The following is a 23494-nucleotide window of genomic DNA, read 5'->3' as shown; positions in this document are numbered from 1 at the left end:
ATGCGAGCCAAAGGCGCGCGGTAGCCGGCCCGAATTCACATTCGGGCGGTTCCTAGAATTCGATAGGAATCAGACGCGGGGTGGATGCCAGACGGCGTCAAGAAGGCCGGATGGGACTTGGTCGTTATAGGGTGCAGGTACAGGCTTGGCAGAAGGGATAACCTGCGCTTTCGAAGCGACAATCTGAAGGAGGCTGGCGGTCTTGCATTCCTGCCCCGTCTTGCAGACGGTCATATTCCCTTCCTCGTGCGCCTCACAGCATTCCGGCTCAGTGCCGTCTGTGCCGACCATCAGAGCGTGGCTGGTCCCCATGGCGCCCATGCCTTCCATATCAGGCATCAAGTGATGCGCCGAGGATCCTGCCGGCATGAGCAATTGCGCCATTCCGTTGATCGGAAGCGCAAGCACTAGCAGCAGAATAAGCAAGGATCGAATGGAGTACTTCATATTAGAAGCCTAACGGTCAACGCGTAACTGATCAATGAGGCAAACGGTCGCTCTGACGCAAGCCTTGGTAGGAAAGCGGTCAAACGACATGTGCCTGACGGAGCCGGAGCGCATTAAAGACTACTGATGCCGAGCTGAGACTCATGGCCAAAGCAGCGATCATCGGAGACAACAACAGCCCAAAGAATGGATAGAGCAGGCCCGCTGCAATTGGAATACTAAGTCCGTTGTACATAAAGGCAAACAGCAGGTTCTGTCGCATATTGCGGACTGTTGCCACCGAAAGCGCCCGCGCGCGCAGTATCCCCATCAGGTCACCTTTAACCAGCGTAACTTGGGCGCTGTTCATCGCAACGTCGGTCCCCGTGCCCATTGCTATGCCCACATCAGCCCGGGCGAGTGCCGGAGCGTCATTGATTCCGTCGCCTGCCATGGCGACTACCTTACCGAGGGCTTGGAGCTTAACCACAAGCGCCTCCTTGTCCTGCGGCTTTACCTCACCATGCACTTCCTCAATTGAAAGCTCACGAGCCACCGCTCGGGCGGTCGTATGCCCGTCGCCGGTTGCCATGATGACTTGCACGCCCTCGGCCTGGAGCCGAGCTACGGCTTCTTTTGAGGTGGGTTTGATCGGATCTGATACAGCCAGCAAGCCGGCAAGCGCCCCGTCAACAGCCAGGTAAATAATGCTGGTACCGCTCTCGCGCAGCTTTTCTGCCTGATCTTTCAAAGGCTCGACGCTCACACCCGCTTCTTCCATAAGCGCGGTGTTGCCAAGCTGCAGCTGCTTGCCTTCGACAAGGCCACGGACTCCGATCCCTGATCCAGACTCGAACGTCTCTGGCTTCACAAGCTGGATACCTTCGCTCCTCGCGTGGCTTACGATTGCGTCGGCTAGTGGATGCTCACTGCCCTGATCCAGGCTGGCAGATAAGCGGATGACTTCTTGAGCATCAAATGGCGTAGCGCCTATTGCCCGATCAAAGACAGGTCGGCCCTCAGTCAAGGTTCCTGTTTTATCGACGATCAGCGTGTCTACCTTACGAACATTCTCGATGGCGCCTGCATCTCTAAAAAGAACGCCACTTCCAGCCGCTTTACCCGTCGCAACCATGATCGACATAGGCGTTGCCAAGCCAAGCGCACAAGGACAAGCAATAATGAGAACCGCAACCGCGTTGATCAGACCAAACACCCAGCCCTGCTCGGGCCCGAAAAAGCCCCATGCAAAGAACGTAAGCAAGGCAATGCAGATGACCGTGAGCACGAAATAGCCTGCCACCCTGTCTGCCATTCTTTGCATCGGTGCTTTTGATCTTTGCGCATTGGCGACCATCTGGACGATCTGTGAAAGCATCGTGCCGGAACCGACTTTAGTGGCTCGCATGACAAGCGAGCCGCTCGTATTCAGCGTCGCGCCGATGAGCGTGTCGCCTGCTCGCTTCGTCACCGGGACGGGCTCACCTGTAAGCATGGACTCATCCACGGCGCTCTCGCCTTCTACTACCTCTCCATCCACCGGTACCTTTTCGCCGGGACGTACGCGCAGTTGGTCGCCCTCGTGAACATGCGTGAGCGGAATGTCCTCCTCGGTGCCATCTTGGGCGATACGGCGAGCTGTTTTGGGCGATAGACCAAGCAGGGACTTGATCGCGGAAGAGGTCTGCGAGCGTGCCTTCAGCTCGAGCAGCTGCCCTAAGAGCGTCAGAGAGATAATGACCGCAGCGGCTTCGTAGTAGACGCCTATTCGGCCGCCAACAGAAAAGGACTCAGGAAATATGCTCGGTAAGACAGTTGCCACAACGCTGTAGAGATACGCAGCTCCCGTACCTAACCCAATCAATGTCCACATGTTGGGGCTGCGATTTTTAACTGAGGCGATACCGCGCTTAAAAAACGGCCAGCCTGCCCACAATACAACCGGTGTCGTGAGAGCCAGTTCAATCAAATTCTGACTCTCCCCGTGGAACAACGGTATCGCATGTCCCGCCATGGCCAACAATGTCACCGCGACGGTCAGTGGCAGTGACCACCAGAATCGCTTCGAAAAGTCCTTCAGTTCTGGGTTCTCTTCCTCATCAAGCTCGGGGATCAACGGCTCCAGCGACATCCCGCAAATTGGGCAATCACCTGGCCCCATTTGACGAATCTCTGGATGCATCGGACAGGTGTATTCGGTAGTCGCATCGCCAGCAGGGGCTTGCTGGCTAGAAACTGTATGCGTATGCGTATGCGTATGCGTGTGCGTAGCACTAGCGCCATGCGGCGCTTCGAAATATTGCGCAGGATTGGCGTGAAACTTCTGAAGGCAACCCTGACTGCAAAATCGGAAAGTGTTCCCTTCATACAGCTCGTAGTACTGGCTGTCCTCCTTGACCTGCATTCCGCAGACTGGGTCCCGGACCATTTTGGGGTCCTGAGCGCTGGCAGGCTGGGGTGCATTGTGATCGGGGGGCATCGGAAGCTCCTATTACAGCTAGTGTCGGCTCGTGAGTGACTACATTTGGCAACCATACCGGCGAGGCGCTCAAGGTTCGCCTCGTTTCCTCTGACCTCTCAATATACGGATTGCCTCCTGACAAGAGACTTAGTTAATGATTACTTTTTTGTAAGGTAGGTCTTGAGGACGGAATTTAAACCACCCCGGCACGGGCCGAACTGCTTAACGGTTCGTCGTGACCGACTGCTATCGGCCCAAAAGGCGACGGTCTGTCCTAGCTTCCCCTTTTCCATTAAATGCCCCGCATCAGAAGGTTGCACGGTATTACCAAGTGCTCTCTGCAGCGGAGCCAAGTATTGCCAAATCAGACCTAGTGGCCGCCACACGCAGAATTTACGGGGGCGCTTACGATCAGGCGTTAGAGCTAGCTTTGATTACTTAGGCTCGGGAGACGAAACGAACAAATAGATTCGAGATTCAAATCGACAATATGATGAAATATGCGCCGAATGTATCTGAGAAGGATTTTCAAACTTGAAGGCAAAAGCAAAGCTTCTTAGTTTGCAAACTTTTTCCCCAGATCACTGTAAACCATAGCTAACGCGTCCTCAGACTCAGAGAATGGCCACGCATCTTTTACCCGATATGAATGATCATGCACTAGAAAATATGCCAGCATTGAAACTGGCTGAGACCAGAATGCGTCAGAGCTGACCCTATCACTTATCCTGCCAGGAATGTAATTCCGCTCATCTAGAAACGCTGAAAGCTTTGGAACGGTCTCATCATCAATGAGATCTTTAAGCTCTTCCAAAACCATCATGTTGAATTTTTGATCTTTGAACCCCTTGATGTTTATTTTCGAATCGTAAAGCCCCGTAAGCTGCTCTAGCAGCTCGCCACGGGACTTAGTCTCCAATTCTAAAACATTCATGGTTTCACAAAAAAGATGATCCGCCGTCTCTATCAGGGCCGCACTACTTGAAACAAACCTGATCGCTCTACTAGGAGCTCCCCAAGCGCTTTTGTAAATACTATCATGTACTACCTCCGCATAAGCGTGCTGCATCAAGGTTCTTACTTGAAGCTCACAACACGTATCTGCGGGGATGAAAACCCCATCAGCATTAAGGTCAACTTTAGCACGCACTTCAAAATGATGGGATTGGTAACCAAATTTTTCTGGAGCTTGCTCATACTCCTTAGAGGTATCCCGAGATTTCTGGATTTTCCATACTGGATGTGATACCAACGAAGAACACAGCTTTTCAACGTCCGGACTAAGCAGGCAAACAGCTCGAACACCCACGAGGTCTGTCATATCGGACATTGGATTCTTGTAAGGCTTTCTCGACAGCTTGCCAATCGCAGAGTCTATTTCTTTGACTCTACTGCTCAGTATTTGAAGAGTTATGCTTTCGGCTTTAGAGATCGCTTTAACGGTTTCACGTACAAAGTCCCCCCATCCTCGCAAGCTAGGCTGGGCATCTGTCAGTCGATCTCTAAATTCCTCGAGTTCCATTACTCTTGCCCTTCGACTACGCCCTTTATTCGAACTTGTGTATAGCCTCCGGCTTGATGTTCCACTTTGACATGCTCGCCAAAGTCAACATCTGCTGGAACCTGAATTTTGATACCCGTACTGAAATCAATTCTACGAGGCCGACGTAGTTTCGCTTTAATGTAAGCAAGATCTTTTATCATCGCCGTGTCAGGCAGCCCGGTTGCGGACATCGTTTTCTTGTACTCTTCTCTTTGCTCCATAGGGAGGTGTTCTTCCGCAAATGTAGCAATCGACATAGTCCCTTTATTGCTGCGCAGATCAGAGCGTAGCGCCTCCAATAAAGTACCGCGCTCTGAAGTGCTTATTGGAAGTGCGTTAATGAATGTCTTGGTCGCCTCATAAAACTTCCGAGTCTGATACTTAGAAGAGCCTAGGATATTCATGCCCAAAAAAGCATTATAGAAATACGCAGCTGCGGATTTTGTTTCGGTACTGGTGAGCAGGTGATCAAACAAAAAATATCTGTAATTCTCCGGCGAATAAAGGTTTTTCACCGGAGCCTGATAAGAGATCTCAACAACGATCCCAATCTTGTACAGGCGCTGTGTTTGAGACAAGAGCATTTTCTTAATAAGTGTCAAGCTGACGGAGCCGTTTACCTCTTCAATATTAAAGCCTTTATCAGTTTCAGCTTTAATAACTGCAGCATACGGGCTTTGATTTTTGCCGACCTTGCCAGTTAATACGATCAATACCCCACCAGGCCATTTGGGATTAGTTTGGACGTTAGCTAGGTCACTCGCAATTACTTTGGATTTAGCTACAAAATCAAAATCATTCGTTCTGATAATCGCAGCGGCTTTTTGCATGAATGAACCGTCATCTGACTTTTCGACATTAACCTCTATCCCATGAGATGCGCTGCCTAAGGCATCCGTCACTCTAATTTGCACCAGATCCCTAGAGTCGACATCCAGCGGAATTAAGTCATTGGACAGTTGAGGATCAACCAATAGTCCATCTTTTGTTCGAGGGAAAATCGTATGCGCTATCATCCGCTCAATGGTGAGCGCTTCGAATTCAAACTTACTCATAATGTCCCTATCAGATTCCGGAATATTTCTTGGTTTTAGAGTTTTATGTTTCTAACCGTGCATTGCATGAGCAGCCTCAGTCTTTCAAATATGAGTACCCAAAAACCGCTAGGCGCTCACATTGACAGAATTCGGCGCTCCTTACACGTTGTAGCGCAGTGAGTCGACGCGTTTCGCTCCGGTTGGAACATAGCAACGGGCCGCGATTTGGTGGCGATTCTCAGTGGAGAAAGGGGCTGATTTATTTTTCGTATTTTCAAGGAGTTACCACCCGTTTCTGGGCGGATTCTGCCTGTCGCCACCGGCAGCTTTGGGTCGATTTCAATCGGTTCCGAAAGGCAGCTCTTGGCCCGATATCGGTCAGTGGCGACAGGCAGAAACCGGCTGAGGCTGCGTAAGAACTCCAAGACCAGCTCGGCTGATGAAAAAAGCATCCTTTAAATCGCGTTCGTACGTAAATTCTTGGTATGTGAGCAGCGCTGCTCTTTCAGAATTGACGTAGAACTGCGCACTTCAGTTTTCGACCGGAGTTTTTACACCGCTTGGGCCGAAAGCAGACAGTCCTCGAGGCAGCCCGACGACCGCGAGCTTCTATCACCTACTGTGCTGAGACTGCCATACTGACTGCTCAAAAACCTAAGAGCAGTGCGATGGCTACTAAATCAGATCGGTGGCAAGTTGTATGCCAAGATCCTGGAGACGGTTCAGGAGACTTAATGGTGGAGCTTCCATCGGAGCTCCTCGAAGCGCTTGGTTGGGTGCAGGGCGATGATTTGATAATTGAGAAGGATCAGGACTGTATCGCCCTGAAAATTAAGCGGAAGGTTGGTCAATTCGTCTCTTAGTTGGATTCTCGCAGCGGCAGCGGCAGCGGCAGCCGCTGACCGCGAACCGGTATCGCAAAAACAGCTGTCGGCCCAGAGGGTGTGAAAACGTCTGGTCGAACCCTTGCTATGATTTTGAGAATTCCATCGCAAGGGTCAACCATGAAGCGCTTCATTCAAGGTGAGGATCGAGGCCAAAGTACGTTGCTTCCCGCCTGACAGGGCGACAGGCCTTAACGGCCCGAACACAAAAAATCTGACAGTCCCTGCCAAGGCTGCGTACTGAAAGAGCTCTGTACGCCTAAGGCATTGCGCGACGTAGCGACAGCAACTCCTCTGGCGCTATAAGGCCGTATTAAGAGACCAACCCACGAATATGATTGGCCTTGGCCGTGCGCTGTTCTATCAGGACAGAACGAATGCGATGCGTCGCCTGAATGTGCTACTGCTCAACCGTTTTGATCGATACAAAACGCATGCTGGGACGGCTCACCGCCTCACAGATTGCCTCGACATCGTTGGCGTCGTTCTTGTTGCTTTTGACATAAGATTTGACGAACTGAAATGCAATTAGCTTGACCCGGTAATCAACGGGCCTCAAGTTGCCGCGCCCAATGGTGAGCACCATCACAATTTTCCATGCCGATCTCGCAACATGGTTCAGTCTTCGCCAGCAGTGTTTGCAACCAATGCTCTCGCTATAAGCGCTGCCGCCAAATCGGTTTCTCATGGCAGTCGACTCCATGTACCTGAAACACGTTCTTGGCCAAGTCGACCCCAATGCGCATAAGCTTCGTGTGTGGACTCCCTCTCGCTGTTAACTGTGGTTCGCACCTCCAGTCTGGCACTCAGATGCCGAGGCGAGGGGGAGTCCATCCATTGCTTATGGCCGTTAGCAGCCAGTAACGAATGACGGCAATTGGCTGATAGACGCCCATCGTAAATAGTTGCTTACTGCTAACGCTCAACGGATTTCTGAAGATGGCAAATGTTTGCATTGAGGTTGATCGCTTTCGGGGCGGCCGAAGCATGGGGCGGCGTCGCTTTAACCCCGACCAGCAATGCCGACCGCATCCATACCGGCATTCTGCAAGCTTTGAGCTTATGCAAGTCTTCTGTGCTCATAGTATCGGTGATCTTGGAAACTACCTGGGCGGACAATCCCTTTTTCCCTAAGTAATAGAGAGCGATGAGAACCGCTCCTAGCTTCGTTCCGGCATGCTGGAGGTGCGCGCTGGAGACATGCTGGAGGCGAACCACCGCGTTGCCAACTTTTATCTCGCGGGTCGTACCGCTGGTGTAGTAGGTCGGCACGACCTGCATTTGGGTGCTGAGGCCCAATCTCCTAACAGCCTCCGCTCCGTGTATCTGGATTGTCTCGCCGTTTGCCTTGGCACGAACCATCATAATGTCCAGCAGATTGGGGCGCACTCTGCGACCGGTGTATCCGCTCATCTTTGGGCGCATATATATGCCGCGGGCTACACGCTCCAGAAGACCTGCTTTGACTAGGCTTGTAAGCGCCTTATCAACCGCAGCTCTAGAACCTACCTGCACGAAAACCTTGCGCGAAAAAGGCCGCCCTTTTCGCATGTGCTTCACTCTGTTCGAGATAGCTTTTGCGACAGACATGAATACCCTTCAAATCGCCCAAATCAGGTAGAAAAAGTGACGCACCCTCCAGCCGTCAGGCAAAAGGTCCCGACGTGCAGTGTGTGGCTTGAGCCCGACCGCGCAATGAACCCTACTGATAAACCCCGTACTCAATGCGCTCTAGGTAGTCGTTTACTACTTGAAACCCCACAGGATTGCCGACAACGTCTAATGGTATTTCTCCATCGAAATATCCGCAGGGCCGACCCAGCCAATTTTCGGCTAGCTTTTGAGTACCGAACACTTTGGTCGCGCGCTCCAGAACCGTCGCGTATTGAAAGGCCACGGCGCTCTGCAGGGAACTGAGACGCACAGTTTGATTACCATTGCTCTGTCGTTGGATCGTCCTAGTGGATTTGCCAACGATGCGGCTCAGGATCTTCTCCGCCGAGTAGAGATCGGAAATCGAAATCATGTCTTGCACATCTTTTATCTCGAAGCCCTCGGCAGTCAGTTTATAGACCATAACCGGGCTGAGCAGTGCAGGGTCCCTACGGAGGAGGTACTCCGTAGGCTTGCGGACGGCGAGCACCACCCTATCGACACGCGTGCCGGAAGCAACCATAGCGGACTCCTCCAAATGCGACATAAAAAGACGTTGGCTCCACTTGATCCACACTGCGCTCAGCATTGAGAGGTGCACGGGTATGTAGTATTGCTCTGCTCAGAACCAGTGTCGACCACGCACCAGCTCGCCATTAGCGTGCCCCTCCGCGTTATGTGATTCAGCGAGGGGGCTTAATTGAGACAGCCAGCCGGATGTCGCAAGACGCTTGGCCGAGAACTGATGGAACTAGCCACCTCCGCTGCGCCGAACAAGTGAAGTGTAATGAGAGGCTCCTTTTACAACGCACGCTTCTGCCTGACCACCCCGGTTGTCTTCTAACCCGCCCGTTCCTTACCTCGTTCATGGGCGCGGCCAGGCTTAGGTTGGGGCCAAGGTTACAGCTTCGGTCACGGTCGATAGCGAGAGTCAACTTGCGCGCCTAGAAAGGTATAAACTGATTTTCGGGGTTCGCCGAGGCCCACGGACATTCATCACCTTGGACTTCATTATGACCATGCCAAATGAGCGAACCCGGGCCGTGATTCAGACGCGGGAGTTTCTAGTCGAATTGTCGAGAGATTCCGCGCTACCCGACAAAATTAGAAAAGATGCCAAATTTCTACTTCGACACTTTCCAAGCACCAGTGACATGCGCCAGGCTGGCAGGATCGAAGAAAGCTCTGTTGCAGCTGCAGGATGCCTTGGGCCGGTTTTTAGCTCGACCATCGAGTTCTAACACCGGCTCTGACTATCATCGGCTACAAAGCATCATCAGGCAGATCACTCATGAGCGACATGCAGCGCGCATCCATCGCCTTGCAATCCGCCCGCAGCGTGGTGTTCTTCACCGGCGCAGGTATTTCCGCCGAGAGCGGTATTCCCACCTTCCGTGACAAGCTTACCGGGCTTTGGGCAAGGTACGATCCCCAGCGATTGGAGACCGCGGAGGCGTTCCGTGCCAACCCTGCATTGGTATGGGGATGGTATTTGTGGAGAAGGTATCAAACTACACAAGCCCAACCGAATGCAGCTCATCTAGTGCCGTCGCGACTTGCAGCCACAGGCAGACAGGTATCCGTAGTAACTCAAAACATTGATGATCTTCACGAGCGCGCTGGGTCAGTGGGTGTGGTTCATCTACATGGAAGCCTTGCGCAGCCGAAATGCTTCGCCTGCCATCGGCCTGCCGAGCTGAGTGAAGAGCAGCTAGTGGTGCATGGTGATGGACAGGAGGTAGAGCCACCTCGTTGCAGACGCTGCAATGGGAAACTGCGGCCCGCCGTCGTCTGGTTCAAAGAAGATCTACCCAGGGCTCCCTGGAAGGCGGCCATAGAGATGGTGAACACGTGTCAAGTACTGGTCTCTGTAGGTACCTCCGGCATTGTTACGCCTGCAGCGGACATCCCGGAAATAGCACTCGCGGCGGGAGCTACCGTGATCCATGTCAATCTTGTGGATGTCTCCCTCGACAGTGCCAACGAGCTGATGTTGATTGGCAGTGCGTCCGAGGTCCTGCCAGCGCTTTTGAAAGCCGCTTTCCCTCCGGCTTAATACGCACCACTAAAGCCGATCGGCGCTGTTGACCTTATCCGGATGCCGGAAATCTCGCCTTCGTATATTCCTAATGTTGTCCAGTATGAGTCCTGGTGTAATGAACGACGCCTTGGTTCACCGACGTTGGTGCCACCGTTCTAAGGGAGCTACTGGCAAACCCTCAGATTCTGGACCAGTCGGAACTCAGGACGTCGAATTACCGCCGTCATTGAAAAAATCATCCCGGGCTACGCGTCCGAAATCACTGAGATCCTGGTCCTCGTCGCTGAACATGAAGTTCACCATGCGCTCTCGTCTAAGGCCCGAAATCGTCCTGAAAAAGCATGGCTCGCAGAGATGGACCTCATAGCGCTCGCCGTCATGGGTCGAGCCATAACCCCAACCAGCACGAAGAGTGCCATATTGCAATCCATACCCTTCAATACGCGTGCTGTCTCCGCAAACGTCGCACAGAACGTCGCTAACCGATTCAGTCTGGACCATAGCTGTGATCTTCATTGGCGACCTCCACCTGTGTTCATGTACACCATCGTTTACCCTAGCACCGGCAGTTGATGAGTCGTAGACAGCATGGTTGGTTCAGTTAAGGGAAGGCGTAGCCATCCTAGGGAAGTGAGATCCATCGCTAACGATCAAAACGCCATAGCCGCCAGTACTCATAGCGTTAAACCACGGTGGCTCGCCCACCCTCCATCGTGACACTAAGGATACCCTGTGCTGAATCACGCGGTTGTTAACCGGACATACCCTTAACAAGGGGTGAGACCAGCGGCGTGCGGTGATCGACGAAGTTGGCACTGCTGCCAGTTTCATGATGATAGGTAAGGCAGAGATGTTGGAATGAAAAGGTACTATCGTAAGCGACTGGGGCTCTTTAGACCGCATGCCGATTCCTCTGCGTGTGACCGTTCGCTGTGACAACCTTTATTGTTCGGAAAAGTTTGTCATTTTATGAAATGGTGAGTCTTGTGACAGCCTTTACCGAATCTCATCTTGTAGCTTTCCCCCTGGTGATCGCTCAAATCAAGGGAGGTTGTGACAACCTTTCTTACGCAGACACACCGGGCGGCGTGGCAGAAGGCTAATCCCAAGGCGAAAGGGTATTCGTCGCGGAGATGAGGCATAGCCGGCAAGACCGCTGCCGTACACGCCGGTTCTTTCGAGCGACAATCGCCTTCGCACGACTGGTACTGGCTAGCCAATGCAAGGGCTTGTATAAACGGCGCATTCCTGGCGACTGCAGAAGAGGGGACTGTCGTGGAAGAAGTAATCGAGCAACTGCGTGAACTCAACGAACCGGTACCGGTTCCACTGGAATTGCCGGACGATGATCGCCTGGTGGAGGTTGAGGAAGAGTTGCTGATCAACCTGCCGTTTGGCTTACGCGAATTCCTGCTGACGGTCAGTGACGTTGTCTATGGCCGCCTGGAGCCGGTTACGGCCGCCGATCCGCAGTCGCATACCTATCTGCCGGAAGTGGCCGCGAATGCCTGGGATGCCGGTGTCGAGCGCGACCTGCTGCCGATCTGTCAGGACGGCCCTGACTACTACGTGGTCGATCTGGAGGGGGAGGTCATGTTGTTCGACGGCGAGGAGCATGAAATGACCGACCAGAGCTGGGAAACGGTGTGGCACTGGGTGCGCGACGTCTGGCTGGAAAGTTGAGCGGCCTGGTCAGCGGCGGGCCGGCGGCACTGCATCAATGTCTATCGGCCTCAGCGGGCCTCCGCGGGGCGCAACGCCTATGGTAACGCTCGGCAATCTGTTCATTTTTCTGCTGCTGATGACTGCGGCCGCCTGGCTTTGGCATTCCCACGGCATCCGCGAGCGCGCGCTGGCATCGGTGCGGCGGCATTGCCAGAAGATGGATGTCGAACTGCTCGACGGTAACGTCGCGTTTCGTCGGTTGGGGCTGATCCGCGATGCGCGTGGGCAACGCCGCTTCGCGCGGGTCTATGGCTTCGAATTCACCGTGACCGGGGAGCAGCGTCATCAGGGCAGCATTGTCATGTTCGGCACTCGGCCGGGGCCAATCGAGATGGACGCGCATCCCTTTCGCGCACCGCCAGACTCAGGGCAGGTCATCCAGATCGACGATTGGCGGCGGCGCGACGATTGAACTATGCGTTACAGACGGCAGGCACGCATGCCCGCCTTCAACTGCTCTTCGTTCTGTGGTTTATCGAAAATCAGTTCGACCCTCGAATCCTTTCGCCATTCGCTGGCCTTGAACGCCAGCGCCTCTCCAGCCAGGGCGTTGGCCGAGCGCCAGCCGTCGGCGCCGTGCAACACCAGCTTCGCGCGGCGCCAGCTCAGGCTGCCTAGCCACTGCACAACGTGTGGAAGGTTGAAACGCTGGCTTGGATGCCAGCGCCAGCCGATGCTCCAACCGTCTGCGCTGCCCTGGCTCTGGCAGAAGGGCTGTTGCGGATCGAGCCAGACAGCACCGGATAGCTCGGACGAAGCAGGCGCGTCGGGCATAGGTAACTGGACGTCACCGAGTCCGGCATGCTGGTCGATGCCCGGCAACTCGGCGATCGGCAAGTAACCTTGCTGCGTCCAGCGCAGGGTCAATGGCGGCAACCGCGCAATGATGCGCTGACGCTCCACCTGATTCAGCTTTTCGCTCTTGTTCAGCAGTGCCAAGCCACTGTGTCCTAACGCTTGCTGCTGGCTCGACGGCAATGGATCGCCCCGCGCAAGTGCCGCTGCATCGAGCACGATCACGCAAGGCTGCAGCGCGAGCACGCCTTGCCATGGCGGTGCGCCGAGTTGCGCCATCAGCTCGGCTGGATGACCCAGTCCGGACGGTTCGATCAGCAGTCGGTCCGGTTTGGTCTTGCGCAGCAAGCGGCTCAGGCCGATCTGAAACGGCACGCCATTGACGCAACACAGACAGCCGCCGGCCACTTCGGCCAGGCTGATACCTGTTTCGTCAGTGCTCAGCAGGGCGGCGTCGAGTCCTATCTGGCCGAACTCGTTGATCAGCACGGCCCAGCGCTCACCCACGGGCTTCTGCGCCAGCAGCGAGCGAATAAGGCTGGTCTTGCCGGCGCCGAGCGGGCCGCAGATCAGGTGAGTAGGTATTTGGGTAAGCATTTAGGGATAGTGCGCATTCGATGAGCAGGTTGAAAGCGGTTTTTAGGCCTGCATGCTAGAGTCGCGACGGATAGATCAAGGTGCCATCCGATGCGTTCATTATGCTTTCTGTTGTTTTTCGGGGTAGCCGGCCAGGTGTGGGCGGAGGGCTGCGTTATCCACAGCCAGGACGAACGGATCGAGGTGAAAGTCTGTCAGCAGAACCGCACGATTCCTGCCGAGCTGTTCCGATCAGGCTTCTGCCAGCCCCAGCTCAAAGACCAGAAGGTGGAAGTCGCCTTCGTCGATCAGTGCCCCACCGGAGCCTTTGGTATCTGTCGCAACGCCCAGGTCTCGAACATGCCCTATCGGCAGGATATTCACTACTACGGCGTCGCCAGTGACGCGCGTTTTCTCCAGCCCGCCTGCGAGCAGACCAGTGACGGCGAGTGGATTATCGAGTAATGGCCGCTGGGCCAGTATTTTCGGGCGTTCCACGTGAAACGTTGCGCTAGCTCCTTGGTCTGAGCGACCCGCAATCCTCGCTCAACCATTTGCCGTGAGACTGCATGCGACTGCTGCCCTGCTGCGTGCCGACCTGGTATTCGCTTTCGATCACGCTAGCCACCTCGCGCTCGCTGATCAGCCGAGTCTCGCCCTGGCCCTTGGCATCAGGACATTGGAACGTGAACGACCAACGGTTATCGGACTTTTCGATTATTTTCTGGCTGCATCCGGGCTCGTCCTGAAACGGCAGTTTTCGTGATTTCACCTGCGCCTCGCTAAGGCAGATACGCATCCCGCTGGCACCCAGCTCGACACCCTGTGCCGCGAGCATTTCCTCCATCATCTTTTTCTGCTCGGGCGGGAGGCTCTTCATCTGTTCGACCATCTCCGCGACGCCCGGCATTTGCATGCCGTTCACCTCGATGTCGTCGCTGGAAAACTCCCATAGCCCAGGCAGCATTTCTTCCGCCTGGACCGCCGATACAGCTAGCAGCAGGACGGCGGCACTCAGCCTTGCGATGTGTTTCATGTGCAGCCTCCGAAAAACTGTCTTGAGATGAGCCTAGCCGAGGCCGGGCAAAAGGCCGAATGAGACCGATAAACACCGTCGTCGCTGGGAATGGATTGTGTTGTTGAGAAGCGTTAGCATTACGTTCTCTACGGTGAAGGACAACGTCCATGGCGACCCAGGGTATGGTCCGGCAGCAGCTGGTGCATCGACTCTATGTGGATCATCAGAGCTGGCTGAACGGCTGGTTGCGTCGCCAGCTCGGTTGTAGCCAGAAGGCCGCCGACCTGGCGCAGGACACCTTTGTCCGCGTATTGACCAAGGACCATCGGCTGGACGCCATTCGCGAACCCCGCGCCTACCTGCATACCATCGCCAGGGGGCTGCTGATCAATCACTGGCGCCGCAAGCGGATCGAGCAGGCCTATCTGGATGCGCTCATGCTGCAGCCCGAAGCCGTGATGCCGTCGCCAGAATCGCAAGCGCTAGTCGTCGAAACGCTGGTGCAGGTCGATGCGATGCTGGCGCGCCTGCCGATCAAGGTGCGTCGTGCATTTCTGCTGTCACAGCTGCACGGGATGACCTACGCAGCCATCGCCGTCGAGCTCGGGGTGTCCGAGCGGATGGTAAAAAAATACATGGCGCAGGCCATGCTGCACTGCCTGATGCTGGCCGAGGACGAGGCATGAGCCTCGACTATCAGGTGCTGCAGGCTGCGGCCCGGTGGTTCGCGGTGCTGCAATCCGAATCGGCCAGCGAGGCTGACCGAGAAGCCTGGCGTGCCTGGCTGGCGGCACCCGAGCATGCCCGCGCCTGGCAACGGGTCGAGCATATCAGCGGACGGCTCGAACCCTTGGCCGGTGATCGGTTCAGCCCAGCGGCTACGGCCCTGTTGCAACCCAGGCAGGCGAATCGCCGGCAGGCACTGAAGACCCTGTCGATCCTCTGCGGTGGAGGCGCGCTGGCGCTGGCCGCGGGTGCAATGCCGTGGCGAAGCTGGACGGCGGACCAGCGCACGGCTGTTGGTGAGGTGCGCGATTGGCGTCTGGATGACGGCTCACGGCTGTGGTTGAACACCGATAGCGCCGTGGACATCGCCTTTGAAGACCGGACTCGCAAGGTCTCGCTGTTCCGCGGTGAGCTGTTACTGCAGACGGTTGCCGATCGACGTCCGCTGATGCTGCGTACCGCCGAGGGCATCCTGCTGGCGCGTGATGCCGCGAGATTCTCGGTGCTGCAGCGTGACGGTAGCACTCAGCTCAGCGTGTTCGACGGGACCATCGAGATCCAGCTGGCCGAGCGTGGCAGTTCAGGTACCGTCACGCGGGGGCAACAGATTGCCTTCGACAGTCATCGCATCGAGCCCGGACAACCTGTCCAATCGGGTCGGCAAGCCTGGGCCGGCGGCGTGCTGCTGGCCGATAACCTGCGCCTCGACGATTTTGTCGCGGAGTTGGCGCGCTATCGCCAGGGCTATCTCGGTTGCGATCCGCGAGTGGCGGGTCTGCGTGTAGTGGGCGCCTATCCATTGGCGGATACCGAGCGGGTATTGGAAGCGCTGGCGAGCACGCTGTCGCTGCGTATCAATCGTCGGCTTCCCTGGTGGGTGAGCCTCGAGCCATTGCAGACGACCGCCTGATTAAACACGAATGTAAAAAGTTCTTATCTGCAGTTCCCTTTTTGGCAATGTCGGCGGGCATAACGGCAACGATCACGATTTTGCCGCGCAAAAAGGATGACTCATGCATCTCAATGCTCTTCCGCTCCGCCGTTCCAGTACGCTCGCCCATGCCATTCGCGCCGCTATGTTCTGTCTGCCCCTTGTCACGCTTGCTACGCCGCCGGTGGCCTTGGCGCAGTCCGCCAGTCAGCAGGCTGTGCGTGGTTACGATATTCCGGCGGGTCCGCTGTCCAGTGCGCTTAGCCGCTTTGCCGGCGAGGCGGGGGTTATGTTGTCGGTTGATGGCAGCCTGCTCGAGGGGCGTCAATCGAGCGGCCTGCAAGGTCAATACGGCATTGAGGAAGGCTTCGAAACGCTGTTACAGGACAGCGGACTGCAGGCGGCGCGCGACGCGCGCGGCACCTACTCGTTAGCACCGCGCCCGGAGCAAACCGGCACTGTGGAATTGAAGCCGATGGTGGTCGAGGGCTTTGCCCTGGGCAATGCGCTGGGCGAGATGGAGGGCTACAGCGCTACCCATAGCAGCGTGGCGACCAAGACCAGCATGCCGCTGGCAGAGACCTCTCAGACCGTTTCGGTGGTAACGCGCCAGCAGATCGAGGATCAAGGCTCACGCTCCATCGCTCAGGCGGTCCGCTACACGCCTGGCTTGATGAGCGCGCCTTACGGTGCGACGACGCGTTATGACTATGTCGCCATGCGCGGCATTACCGACGGATCGGTGGATAACCTCTACCTCGACGGCCAGAAGCTCCTGGGCGATAGCGGTACCTACAGCAGCCTGCAGGTCGACCCCTATTTCGTCGAGCGTATCGACATCCTCAAGGGGCCGTCATCGGTACTCTATGGACGCAGCCTGCCCGGCGGCCTGGTGGCGATGACCACCAAGAAACCGCAGCACGAAACCCGCCGCCAGCTGCAGTTCTCCTATGGCAGCCACGACTACGAGCAGGCCGCGTTCGATTTCACCGGCCCGCTGGAGGATGAGCGGATCGCCTATCGCCTTGCGGGCGTGGTCAAGGATGCCAATAACCAGGTCGATGGTATCGAGGAGCAGCGCTACGCGGTGATGCCGTCGGTGAGCATCGACTTCACCGCGGACACTCGCCTGACCTTGCTGGCGATGCTGCAGAAAGATCCCGAAAGCGGCTACCACGGCGGCCTGCCGGCTGACGGCACGGTGACCTCGCATAACGGTCAGCGCATCTCGCGCAGCTTCTTCGAAGGCGACGATAACTACGAGAAGTTCGAACGAGACCAGCAGATGCTCGGCTACCAGCTGGAACACCGCTTCAACGATACCGTGTCCGCCCGGCAGAACTTCCAGTACCTCGACTCCACCGTGAAATCCGGGCAGGCCTACCAATACGGCTACGCCACGGCCGACGAGCTGGTGCGCTACTACACCGGTGCCGACGAGGCGCTGCACGCGTGGACCATCGACAACCAGTTGCAGTTTCTCTTCGATACCGGTGCCCTCAGCCACACGCTGGTAACTGGTCTCGACTACCAGCGGCGCAAGGCCAAGGTCGACTACGACGCGGGTTATGGGCTGCCTGCGATCAACCCCTACACCGGTGCAGTCGGGGCAGGTAGCCCGACGTTCCATCACCAGTACGACGAGACCCGTGAGCTGGAGCAGACCGGCCTCTATGTGCAGGATCTGATCAGTCTGGGCAACTGGCGCTTCTCGTTGGGCATGCGCCAGGATTGGGTGGATGTCTCCTTCGACCATACGAACGATGCGTCCTATGGTGACCAGGCCGATAGCGCCAAGCTGGAGCAGTTCACCGGCCGGGTCGGTGTGCTCTATGCCTTCGATAACGGCCTGTCTCCCTACGTCAGTTACTCGGAGTCCTTCAATCCGAACGCCACCGCGGCCTATAACGAGGTATCGCCAGGGGTCTACGACATTGCCCTGCTGGACCCGACCGAGGGCGAACAGTACGAGGTAGGGCTGAAGTACCAGCCGCTCGGCACCGACGATCTCTACACCATTTCCTACTTCGATCTGAAACAGTCGAACCTGGCGAACAAGGATTCCAACGAAAATTTCTACCGCGCAGTGGGCGAGCTCACGTCCAAAGGCGTGGAAATGGAAGCCCGTCTGCGGCCGCTCGAACAGGTCAACGTCATTGCCAGTTACACCTACATGGACGTGGAGTATTCCAAGGACTTCACCGGCGCCGCAGGCGTGAACAATCGTGGCAATACGCCCAACGCAGTCGCGCGCAACATGGCCTCGTTGTGGACCGATTACACCTTCGATCAGGGCCCTCTGGCAGGGCTGCAGGTCGGCGGTGGCGCGCGCTATTTCGGCAGGAGCTGGGCCGATGCGGAGAACACACTGCGCATACCGTCGTACACGCTGTATGACGCCATGCTCGGCTACGACATGGCGCGTATGGGCTTGCAGGGCGTCGGCGTGCGTCTGAATCTCAACAACCTCACCGATGAGGAGTACGTGGCCGCATGCAACAGCCTGAGCCAGTGCTACTACGGCGAGGAGCGCAACGTCATGGCGACCCTGACCTACGACTTCTGATCCGTGACGCTGCCGCCGATCGCTATGGATCGGCGGCTTTTTGCATTTTAAAAAACGGTAACCGACGATGCGCCCGATCCTCGTTCTTCTGCACCGCTACATTGGCCTGGCCACCGCGCTGTTCCTGTTCCTCGCCGGTATTACCGGCAGCATCCTCGCCTTTCATCACGAGCTGGACGAGTGGCTGAACCCGGAGTTCTACCACACCACCAGCCAAGGGCCCGTGCTGGCGCCGGGCACGTTGGTGGAGCGGCTGCAGCAGGCCAATCCGCGCATGCAGGTCTGGTACATGGAATTTCCCGACGAGCCGGGCCATGCCGCGCTGATGGCACTGGTGCCGCGCAACGACCCTGAAACCGGAAAACCCTATGACGAGCGGCCGGTGGTGCACTACCTCGACGTGGTCACCGGCGAGCCGGTCGGCACGCGCTACTGGGGCGAGTGCTGTTTTTCGCGGCAGAACTTCGTGCCGTTCATGCTCGAATTCCACTACAACCTGTCGCTGCCCAGAAATTGGGGGCTTTGGCTGATGGGTATCGTCGCGATCTTCTGGACCCTGGATTGCTTCATCTCGCTGCTGTTGACCTTCCCGCGCGGGCGGCCATTCTTCAGCAAATGGTGGACGGCCTGGAAGATCAAGCGACAGCGACTCAACCATGACGTGCATCGTGCCAGCGGACTCTGGCTGTGGTTATTGCTAACCCCGGTGGCGGTCAGCAGCATCGCGATGAACCTGCCTGAACAGGTGTTCAAGCCAGTGGTTTCGTTACTTTCACCCGTTGCTCCGAGCGTCTACGAGGCCAGAGGCAAGCTGCCCAAGGAAGAACTCGGCGTGACCCGGTACGATTTCCACCAGGCTTACGACTACGCCATGCAGCACGCCGCGGACCTGGGGCTGAGTGAGCCCATCGGCGAGCTGTACTACAGCTTCGAATACAACTTCTACGGCGCTGGCTTCGGTGACCACGACAGCAACCAGGGCAACGCCTGGCTGTTCTTCCATGGCAGCGACGGCACGCAGTTACTGGGCCAGGAGATCCCGGGGCAGGGCACGCTAGGCGAGCAGTTCCACATGTTGCAGCCTGCAATCCATGGCGGCCGAATCCTCGGCCTGCCGGGGCGTATCCTGATTGCCGTGTTAGGCGTGGCGATTGCGGTGCTGTCGGTGACCGGCGTGGTGATCTGGTGGCGCAAATTGCGAGCACGGCGCTCGACGCTCGTGCGGCGGGGTACGTTGGTGGAAACGAGTTGATCGACACACGCCTGACCGGCGTCGCCTAAGTAGGGTGGATCACGCTTCACCGATCCACCAGCGGCCGTCGCAGCCCCTACGCCGCCTAGCTATGGAGACAGGGCTGCGAAGGTGCCGAATCAGGAGGAGCCGTCCGCGGGCGCGGCGCAACTCCAAAGCTCCAGCGCGGGCTGGTCCGCTTTTGGTGGGCCGAGCCATTCGCTCATCGCGTGGCAACGCTGGTCAAAGCACAGTTGGTAATCCCCTGCTTCGGGGGTTCGCCCCACGCGCAGCGGTTGTAACGGCGGCATCTGGCGCTGGTAGTGCCAGGCCCCGTTACGCAGTTGGGCATCATCCGGGATTTCCATCCCGGCACCTGAACCCTTGACCCGCGCTTCGCCGAGCAGCAGTCCGTCCGGCATCACGCGGTAATCTTCCTCCCAGCGGATCTTCTCGATTGTGTGGGTCCAGGCCAGGGTGAAATCAGTAGTAGGCACCTGCGCCCATACCACCCCGGCCAAACCCAGACACAATCCGATCACGCCAGTACCGGCCCTGCGCGGCGTGCCCGCACGATGTGTTGGGCCAGCAGCAGAATGCCGATACCGAAGCCGATTTCATCGGTGATCGGCATGGCCACAATCAATGTCGCGCCGGCTGCAAAGCCGAGCAGGCGTTCCCACCAGGCCAGCGGCCGCTGGAGGTAGCCGATCGAAGCGATACCCCATAGACCGATCGCGAAGGCTGCCTTGATCAGCATGTATGCCGTCATCCACAGGCTGTCGCCCTGCAGCATCAGCGCTGGGTTGTAGACCGCCATGAAGGGCACCACGAATCCGGCGATTGCGATCCGTATGGCCCACATGCTGATCTTCAGCCCAGTCTCCTTGGCAATGGGCGCAGCGGCGAAGCAGGCCAGCGCCACCGGTGGTGTGAGATCGGCGAGGATGCCGAAGTAGAAGACGAACATGTGCGAAACGATCAGCGGCACGCCGAGGTCAAGCAATGCAGGCGCAGCGATCGAGCTGGTGATGATGTAGTTGGGGATCGTCGGGATACCCATGCCGAGTACCAGGCAGGTCAGCATCGTCAGCAGCAGGGACAGGAACAGGTTGTCCTCGCCCACCGCCAGGATGTAGCCGGCAAAGGTCGACGCCACGCCAGTCAGCGACACCACACCGATGATCACGCCGACCAGCGCACAGGCAATACCCACGGGTACGGCATGGCGGGCGCCTTCGACCAGCGCATGCAGGCAGATCACCAAGGTTTCGCGGCCGCCTTTGACGAACCAGCAGGCCGCCACGAGTACGCCGATGACCCCGAAGATGACGCCGATGCCCAGCTGGAAAAACGCCGCGCAGAGCAGCCCCAGGGCAATCCAGAAGGCGATTCTCAAGCCAAACGAGGACACCTTCAGAATGATTGCCGAGCCCAGGATAACGATGGCGGTCAGCGCCAGACCGATGATGCCGGCAAACATCGGCGTGCGTCCGGAGAACAGCAGCCAGACCAGCACTACCAAGGGAATCAGCAGGAACCAGCGCTCCTTCACGGCTGCCCAGGCGCTTGGGCACTGCTCTTTCGGCAGGCCTTTGAGGTCAGCGCGCTTGGCTTCCAGGTGGACCATCCAGAACGTCGAGCCGAAGTACAGCAACGCCGGAATCAGTGCGGCCTTGGCCACCTCCACGAAGGGCACATTGATCGTCTCGGCCATGATGAAGGCCACGGCGCCCATCACCGGCGGCATCATCTGGCTACCCATGCTGGACGTCGCCTCGACCCCTCCGGCAAATGCCGCGCGGTAGCCAAAGCGTTTCATCAGCGGAATGGTGAATTGGCCGGTTGTCACCACGTTGGCTACGCCCGAGCCAGTGATGGTGCCCATCAAGGCCGAGGACACCACCGAAACCTTGGCGGGGCCGCCGAGTTTGTGGCCGAACAGGCCCATGGCGAAGTCAGTGAAGAGTTTGATCATGCCCGCCTGCTCGAGGAAGGCGCCGAACAGGATAAACAGGAAGATGTAAGTGGCCGATACGTAGGTCGGCGTGCCATACAGACCTTCGGTGCCAAAGGCGAGCTGGTTGATCAGCTGATCCAGGCCATAGCCACGATGCGCCAGGTCGCCCGGCAGATACTGTCCGAGCAGGCCATAGGCGAGAAACAGTCCGCAGATGATCGGCAATGCGACGCCCATCACCCGCCGGGCGGCTTCGAAGACCAGGACGATCAGCGTCACCCCGACGATGAAGTCGAAGGTCGTCAGATCACCCGAACGCTGGATCAGATCGCCCTCGAAGTACCACTGATAAAACGCCGTGCCCATGCCGGCTAGCGCCAGCACCCATGCCAGGGGCTGCCAGGGGCGACCCTTGCCGGCGGCGGGAATGCTCAGGTACACCACCATCAACAGGAAACCGACATGCCCGGCACGTAGAACCTGGCTCGATACCGGGTGAAACGCCGCCATGACGATCTGATAGATGGAAAACAGCAGGGCGACATAGAACAGTGTCTTGGGCCATCCGGCAGGGCTGCCAGCCAAGCCCTGTTCTTGTTGTAGTTCGCTCATGAAGTGCCTCGAGCTGAAAAGCGTGGTCGCGTAGAGCTGCTAACAAAACCTGCCGTGGAAACACGCTGGTTTTACTAGCATCTCTGCAGAAGGTTGGTCGGGGAATTCCAGCCGCGAACGCGGGTGCGCTCGCGAGCCGGGAGTCGGAGCGGCGGGTGCCGCTCCGAGTGTACTCAGAGCGCGCCGGCTTCTTTGTAGTAACGCTCGGCACCCGGATGCAACGGGATCGGCAGCGCCTTGGTGGCCGTTTCCAGCTTGATGTCCTTCGCAGCCGAATGGGCTTTGCTCAGCTGGTCGAGGTTTTCGAACAGCAGCTTGGTCATCTGGTACGCGACGTCGTCGGAGACACCTTCGTGGGTCACGAGGATGTTGGTGATGGCGACGGTTGGGACGTCCGCTTCCTGGCCGTCATAGGTGCCTGCCGGGATCTTCGCGGCCTGATAGGCGTCGTTGTTGATCTTGGCGACGACATCTTCCGGAATCTCGACGTAGTTCAGCTCCATGGTCGAGGCCAAGTCGCGGATGGCCGCCATGCCCAGGCCGGCGGACTGCAGCGTGGCGTCGAGCTGGCGGTTCTTGATCAGCTCGACCGACTCGGCGAACGGTAGATATTCGACCTTGCCCATGTCTTCATAGCTCAGGCCGGCCGCCTTGAGAATGGCGCGCGCGTTGAGCTCGGTACCGGATTTAGGTGCGCCAACGGAGAGCGATTTGCCTTTCAGGTCGGCCAGCGTCTTGATGCCGGATTCCTTGCTGGCGACGATCTGGATGTAGTTCGGGTAGCTGCCGCCGATGGCGCGCAGCTTCTTCAGCGGGGCTTTGAAACCGGCGTCTTCTACACCGTTCCAGCCATCGGCCACCGAATCACCGAGGGCGAAGCCCAGCTCACCGCGACCGGCCTGAAGCAGATTGAGGTTTTCGACCGAGGCCTTGGTTGCCTGCACGGATGTTTTCGAGCCCTCGATGCCTTTGCTGTACAGCTGGGAGATCGCCACACCGATCGGGTAGTACACGCCGCTGGTGCCGCCCGTCAGAACATTGATGAAGGTCGGCGCGGCAACCGCGGCGGTGCTGGCGGTAAAGGCCGCTGCGGCAGCAAGCAGGCTGAATCGTTTGGTCAATCTCATTGTGTTTCTCCGTTTCGTTGTTATTGGTTTCGCAGAACTGAAGATAGACGATCAGTCGCAGCCGTAGAGCTGCAAGCGGACAAGAAAAGACGGAGGCACGGGTAGGCTTTCGCAGTGAAAGCAGGAGGGCGCTGTGCGGCTTTTCTTGTCTTTGATCGCATCGGGCAATACTGGCATAGCAC

Annotated in this window: 22 protein-coding genes; 9 read left to right on the top strand and 13 right to left on the bottom strand. The window is 57.2% G+C overall.

Annotated features, from left to right (window positions below; genetic code table 11):
• Window positions 1–69: 69 nt before the first annotated feature.
• The 7 genes from DQ405_RS02200 to DQ405_RS02170 form a co-directional block, all read right to left on the bottom strand.
• Window positions 70–447, bottom strand: coding sequence for a hypothetical protein (locus DQ405_RS02200; RefSeq protein WP_041015559.1), 378 nt, complete (start codon window positions 445–447; stop codon window positions 70–72).
• Between the two features lie 79 nt (window positions 448–526).
• Complete coding sequence (locus DQ405_RS02195; protein ID WP_082041343.1) at window positions 527–2905, bottom strand: heavy metal translocating P-type ATPase; 2379 nt, start codon at window positions 2903–2905, stop codon at window positions 527–529.
• Between the two features lie 538 nt (window positions 2906–3443).
• Complete coding sequence (locus DQ405_RS02190; RefSeq protein WP_082041342.1) at window positions 3444–4409, bottom strand: GTP pyrophosphokinase; 966 nt, start codon at window positions 4407–4409, stop codon at window positions 3444–3446.
• The gene (locus DQ405_RS02185) at window positions 4409–5485 is read right to left on the bottom strand and encodes a nucleoid-associated protein (RefSeq protein ID WP_052462883.1); all 1077 of its coding nucleotides are present in this window, start codon (window positions 5483–5485) and stop codon (window positions 4409–4411) included. The genes DQ405_RS02190 and DQ405_RS02185 overlap by 1 nt, the downstream gene beginning before the upstream one ends.
• A 1266-nt stretch (window positions 5486–6751) precedes the next feature.
• On the bottom strand, window positions 6752–7039 hold the full coding sequence (locus DQ405_RS02180) for a hypothetical protein (RefSeq protein WP_230697890.1): 288 nt from the start codon (window positions 7037–7039) through the stop codon (window positions 6752–6754).
• Window positions 7040–7266: 227 nt separating this feature from the next.
• Window positions 7267–7941, bottom strand: coding sequence for a DUF6088 family protein (locus DQ405_RS02175; RefSeq protein ID WP_230697891.1), 675 nt, complete (start codon window positions 7939–7941; stop codon window positions 7267–7269).
• Window positions 7942–8053: 112 nt separating this feature from the next.
• A complete protein-coding gene (locus DQ405_RS02170) occupies window positions 8054–8527 on the bottom strand; it encodes an antitoxin Xre/MbcA/ParS toxin-binding domain-containing protein (protein ID WP_041015557.1) in 474 nt (157 codons plus the stop codon).
• A 490-nt stretch (window positions 8528–9017) separates the two neighbouring features.
• Here DQ405_RS02170 and DQ405_RS27390 point away from each other — a divergent pair, with 490 nt between their 5' ends.
• Window positions 9018–9245 (top strand): BPSL0761 family protein, encoded by a 228-nt coding sequence (locus DQ405_RS27390; protein WP_230697892.1) that lies wholly within the window; start codon window positions 9018–9020, stop codon window positions 9243–9245.
• 50 nt (window positions 9246–9295) lie between these two features.
• Window positions 9296–10060: an SIR2 family NAD-dependent protein deacylase gene (locus DQ405_RS02165; protein WP_041015556.1), complete on the top strand. Its 765-nt coding sequence runs from the start codon at window positions 9296–9298 to the stop codon at window positions 10058–10060.
• A 186-nt stretch (window positions 10061–10246) separates the two neighbouring features.
• Here DQ405_RS02165 and DQ405_RS02160 read toward each other — a convergent pair whose 3' ends face one another.
• Entirely contained in the window at window positions 10247–10561 is a 315-nt protein-coding gene (locus DQ405_RS02160; protein WP_041015555.1) for a hypothetical protein, read from the bottom strand.
• Between the two features lie 759 nt (window positions 10562–11320).
• Here DQ405_RS02160 and DQ405_RS02155 point away from each other — a divergent pair.
• Both DQ405_RS02155 and DQ405_RS02150 read left to right on the top strand, forming a co-directional pair.
• Window positions 11321–11728 carry an SMI1/KNR4 family protein gene (locus DQ405_RS02155; protein ID WP_168422706.1) on the top strand — a complete coding sequence of 136 codons (408 nt, stop codon included), beginning with the start codon at window positions 11321–11323 and terminating at the stop codon, window positions 11726–11728.
• Between the two features lie 79 nt (window positions 11729–11807).
• Entirely contained in the window at window positions 11808–12182 is a 375-nt protein-coding gene (locus tag DQ405_RS02150) for a DUF3301 domain-containing protein (protein WP_168422705.1), read from the top strand.
• An 8-nt stretch (window positions 12183–12190) separates the two neighbouring features.
• Here DQ405_RS02150 and DQ405_RS02145 read toward each other — a convergent pair whose 3' ends face one another.
• Window positions 12191–13162 carry a CobW family GTP-binding protein gene (locus DQ405_RS02145; RefSeq protein ID WP_168422704.1) on the bottom strand — a complete coding sequence of 324 codons (972 nt, stop codon included), beginning with the start codon at window positions 13160–13162 and terminating at the stop codon, window positions 12191–12193.
• 90 nt (window positions 13163–13252) lie between these two features.
• On the opposite strand from DQ405_RS02145, the gene DQ405_RS02140 reads away from it, so the two are divergent.
• Window positions 13253–13606 (top strand): NADH:ubiquinone oxidoreductase, encoded by a 354-nt coding sequence (locus DQ405_RS02140; RefSeq protein ID WP_168422703.1) that lies wholly within the window; start codon window positions 13253–13255, stop codon window positions 13604–13606.
• 46 nt (window positions 13607–13652) lie between these two features.
• Here DQ405_RS02140 and DQ405_RS02135 read toward each other — a convergent pair whose 3' ends face one another.
• Entirely contained in the window at window positions 13653–14177 is a 525-nt protein-coding gene (locus DQ405_RS02135; protein ID WP_168422702.1) for a DUF3617 domain-containing protein, read from the bottom strand.
• A 149-nt stretch (window positions 14178–14326) separates the two neighbouring features.
• Here DQ405_RS02135 and DQ405_RS02130 point away from each other — a divergent pair, with 149 nt between their 5' ends.
• The 4 genes from DQ405_RS02130 (at window position 14327) to DQ405_RS02115 (ending at window position 19634) form a co-directional block, all read left to right on the top strand.
• Window positions 14327–14845, top strand: coding sequence for a sigma-70 family RNA polymerase sigma factor (locus tag DQ405_RS02130; RefSeq protein WP_168422701.1), 519 nt, complete (start codon window positions 14327–14329; stop codon window positions 14843–14845).
• Window positions 14842–15795 (top strand): FecR domain-containing protein, encoded by a 954-nt coding sequence (locus tag DQ405_RS02125; protein WP_168422700.1) that lies wholly within the window; start codon window positions 14842–14844, stop codon window positions 15793–15795. The genes DQ405_RS02130 and DQ405_RS02125 overlap by 4 nt, the downstream gene beginning before the upstream one ends.
• 103 nt (window positions 15796–15898) lie before the next feature.
• Window positions 15899–18382 carry a TonB-dependent siderophore receptor gene (locus DQ405_RS02120; RefSeq protein ID WP_168422699.1) on the top strand — a complete coding sequence of 828 codons (2484 nt, stop codon included), beginning with the start codon at window positions 15899–15901 and terminating at the stop codon, window positions 18380–18382.
• A 67-nt stretch (window positions 18383–18449) separates the two neighbouring features.
• Window positions 18450–19634: a PepSY-associated TM helix domain-containing protein gene (locus DQ405_RS02115; protein ID WP_168422698.1), complete on the top strand. Its 1185-nt coding sequence runs from the start codon at window positions 18450–18452 to the stop codon at window positions 19632–19634.
• Window positions 19635–19753: 119 nt separating this feature from the next.
• Here DQ405_RS02115 and DQ405_RS02110 read toward each other — a convergent pair whose 3' ends face one another.
• The 3 genes from DQ405_RS02110 to DQ405_RS02100 form a co-directional block, all read right to left on the bottom strand.
• Window positions 19754–20155: a DUF1850 domain-containing protein gene (locus DQ405_RS02110; RefSeq protein ID WP_168422697.1), complete on the bottom strand. Its 402-nt coding sequence runs from the start codon at window positions 20153–20155 to the stop codon at window positions 19754–19756.
• Window positions 20152–22185 (bottom strand): TRAP transporter permease, encoded by a 2034-nt coding sequence (locus DQ405_RS02105; protein WP_168422696.1) that lies wholly within the window; start codon window positions 22183–22185, stop codon window positions 20152–20154. Before DQ405_RS02105 ends, DQ405_RS02110 begins: the two co-directional genes overlap by 4 nt.
• A 173-nt stretch (window positions 22186–22358) precedes the next feature.
• Complete coding sequence (locus tag DQ405_RS02100; RefSeq protein ID WP_168422695.1) at window positions 22359–23312, bottom strand: TAXI family TRAP transporter solute-binding subunit; 954 nt, start codon at window positions 23310–23312, stop codon at window positions 22359–22361.
• Between the last annotated feature and the right edge of the window lie 182 nt (window positions 23313–23494).

This window comes from Pseudomonas sp. SST3, assembly GCF_003325755.1.
Note: the sequence above shows the minus strand (reverse complement) of the source record. Positions and strands in the feature narration are given on the sequence as shown.

Coding starts and splice junctions, on each gene's coding strand:
- DQ405_RS02190 (WP_082041342.1), bottom strand. CDS start 4,409: ATGGAACTCGAGGAATTTAGAGATCGACTGACAGATGCCCAGCCTAGC.
- DQ405_RS02180 (WP_230697890.1), bottom strand. CDS start 7,039: ATGAGAAACCGATTTGGCGGCAGCGCTTATAGCGAGAGCATTGGTTGC.
- DQ405_RS02140 (WP_168422703.1), top strand. CDS start 13,253: ATGCGTTCATTATGCTTTCTGTTGTTTTTCGGGGTAGCCGGCCAGGTG.
- DQ405_RS02160 (WP_041015555.1), bottom strand. CDS start 10,561: ATGAAGATCACAGCTATGGTCCAGACTGAATCGGTTAGCGACGTTCTG.
- DQ405_RS02130 (WP_168422701.1), top strand. CDS start 14,327: ATGGCGACCCAGGGTATGGTCCGGCAGCAGCTGGTGCATCGACTCTAT.
- DQ405_RS02185 (WP_052462883.1), bottom strand. CDS start 5,485: ATGAGTAAGTTTGAATTCGAAGCGCTCACCATTGAGCGGATGATAGCG.
- DQ405_RS02165 (WP_041015556.1), top strand. CDS start 9,296: ATGAGCGACATGCAGCGCGCATCCATCGCCTTGCAATCCGCCCGCAGC.
- DQ405_RS27390 (WP_230697892.1), top strand. CDS start 9,018: ATGACCATGCCAAATGAGCGAACCCGGGCCGTGATTCAGACGCGGGAG.
- DQ405_RS02105 (WP_168422696.1), bottom strand. CDS start 22,185: ATGAGCGAACTACAACAAGAACAGGGCTTGGCTGGCAGCCCTGCCGGA.
- DQ405_RS02115 (WP_168422698.1), top strand. CDS start 18,450: ATGCGCCCGATCCTCGTTCTTCTGCACCGCTACATTGGCCTGGCCACC.
- DQ405_RS02100 (WP_168422695.1), bottom strand. CDS start 23,312: ATGAGATTGACCAAACGATTCAGCCTGCTTGCTGCCGCAGCGGCCTTT.
- DQ405_RS02200 (WP_041015559.1), bottom strand. CDS start 447: ATGAAGTACTCCATTCGATCCTTGCTTATTCTGCTGCTAGTGCTTGCG.
- DQ405_RS02120 (WP_168422699.1), top strand. CDS start 15,899: ATGCATCTCAATGCTCTTCCGCTCCGCCGTTCCAGTACGCTCGCCCAT.
- DQ405_RS02145 (WP_168422704.1), bottom strand. CDS start 13,162: ATGCTTACCCAAATACCTACTCACCTGATCTGCGGCCCGCTCGGCGCC.
- DQ405_RS02170 (WP_041015557.1), bottom strand. CDS start 8,527: ATGGTTGCTTCCGGCACGCGTGTCGATAGGGTGGTGCTCGCCGTCCGC.
- DQ405_RS02195 (WP_082041343.1), bottom strand. CDS start 2,905: ATGCCCCCCGATCACAATGCACCCCAGCCTGCCAGCGCTCAGGACCCC.
- DQ405_RS02135 (WP_168422702.1), bottom strand. CDS start 14,177: ATGAAACACATCGCAAGGCTGAGTGCCGCCGTCCTGCTGCTAGCTGTA.
- DQ405_RS02125 (WP_168422700.1), top strand. CDS start 14,842: ATGAGCCTCGACTATCAGGTGCTGCAGGCTGCGGCCCGGTGGTTCGCG.
- DQ405_RS02150 (WP_168422705.1), top strand. CDS start 11,808: ATGGTAACGCTCGGCAATCTGTTCATTTTTCTGCTGCTGATGACTGCG.
- DQ405_RS02175 (WP_230697891.1), bottom strand. CDS start 7,941: ATGTCTGTCGCAAAAGCTATCTCGAACAGAGTGAAGCACATGCGAAAA.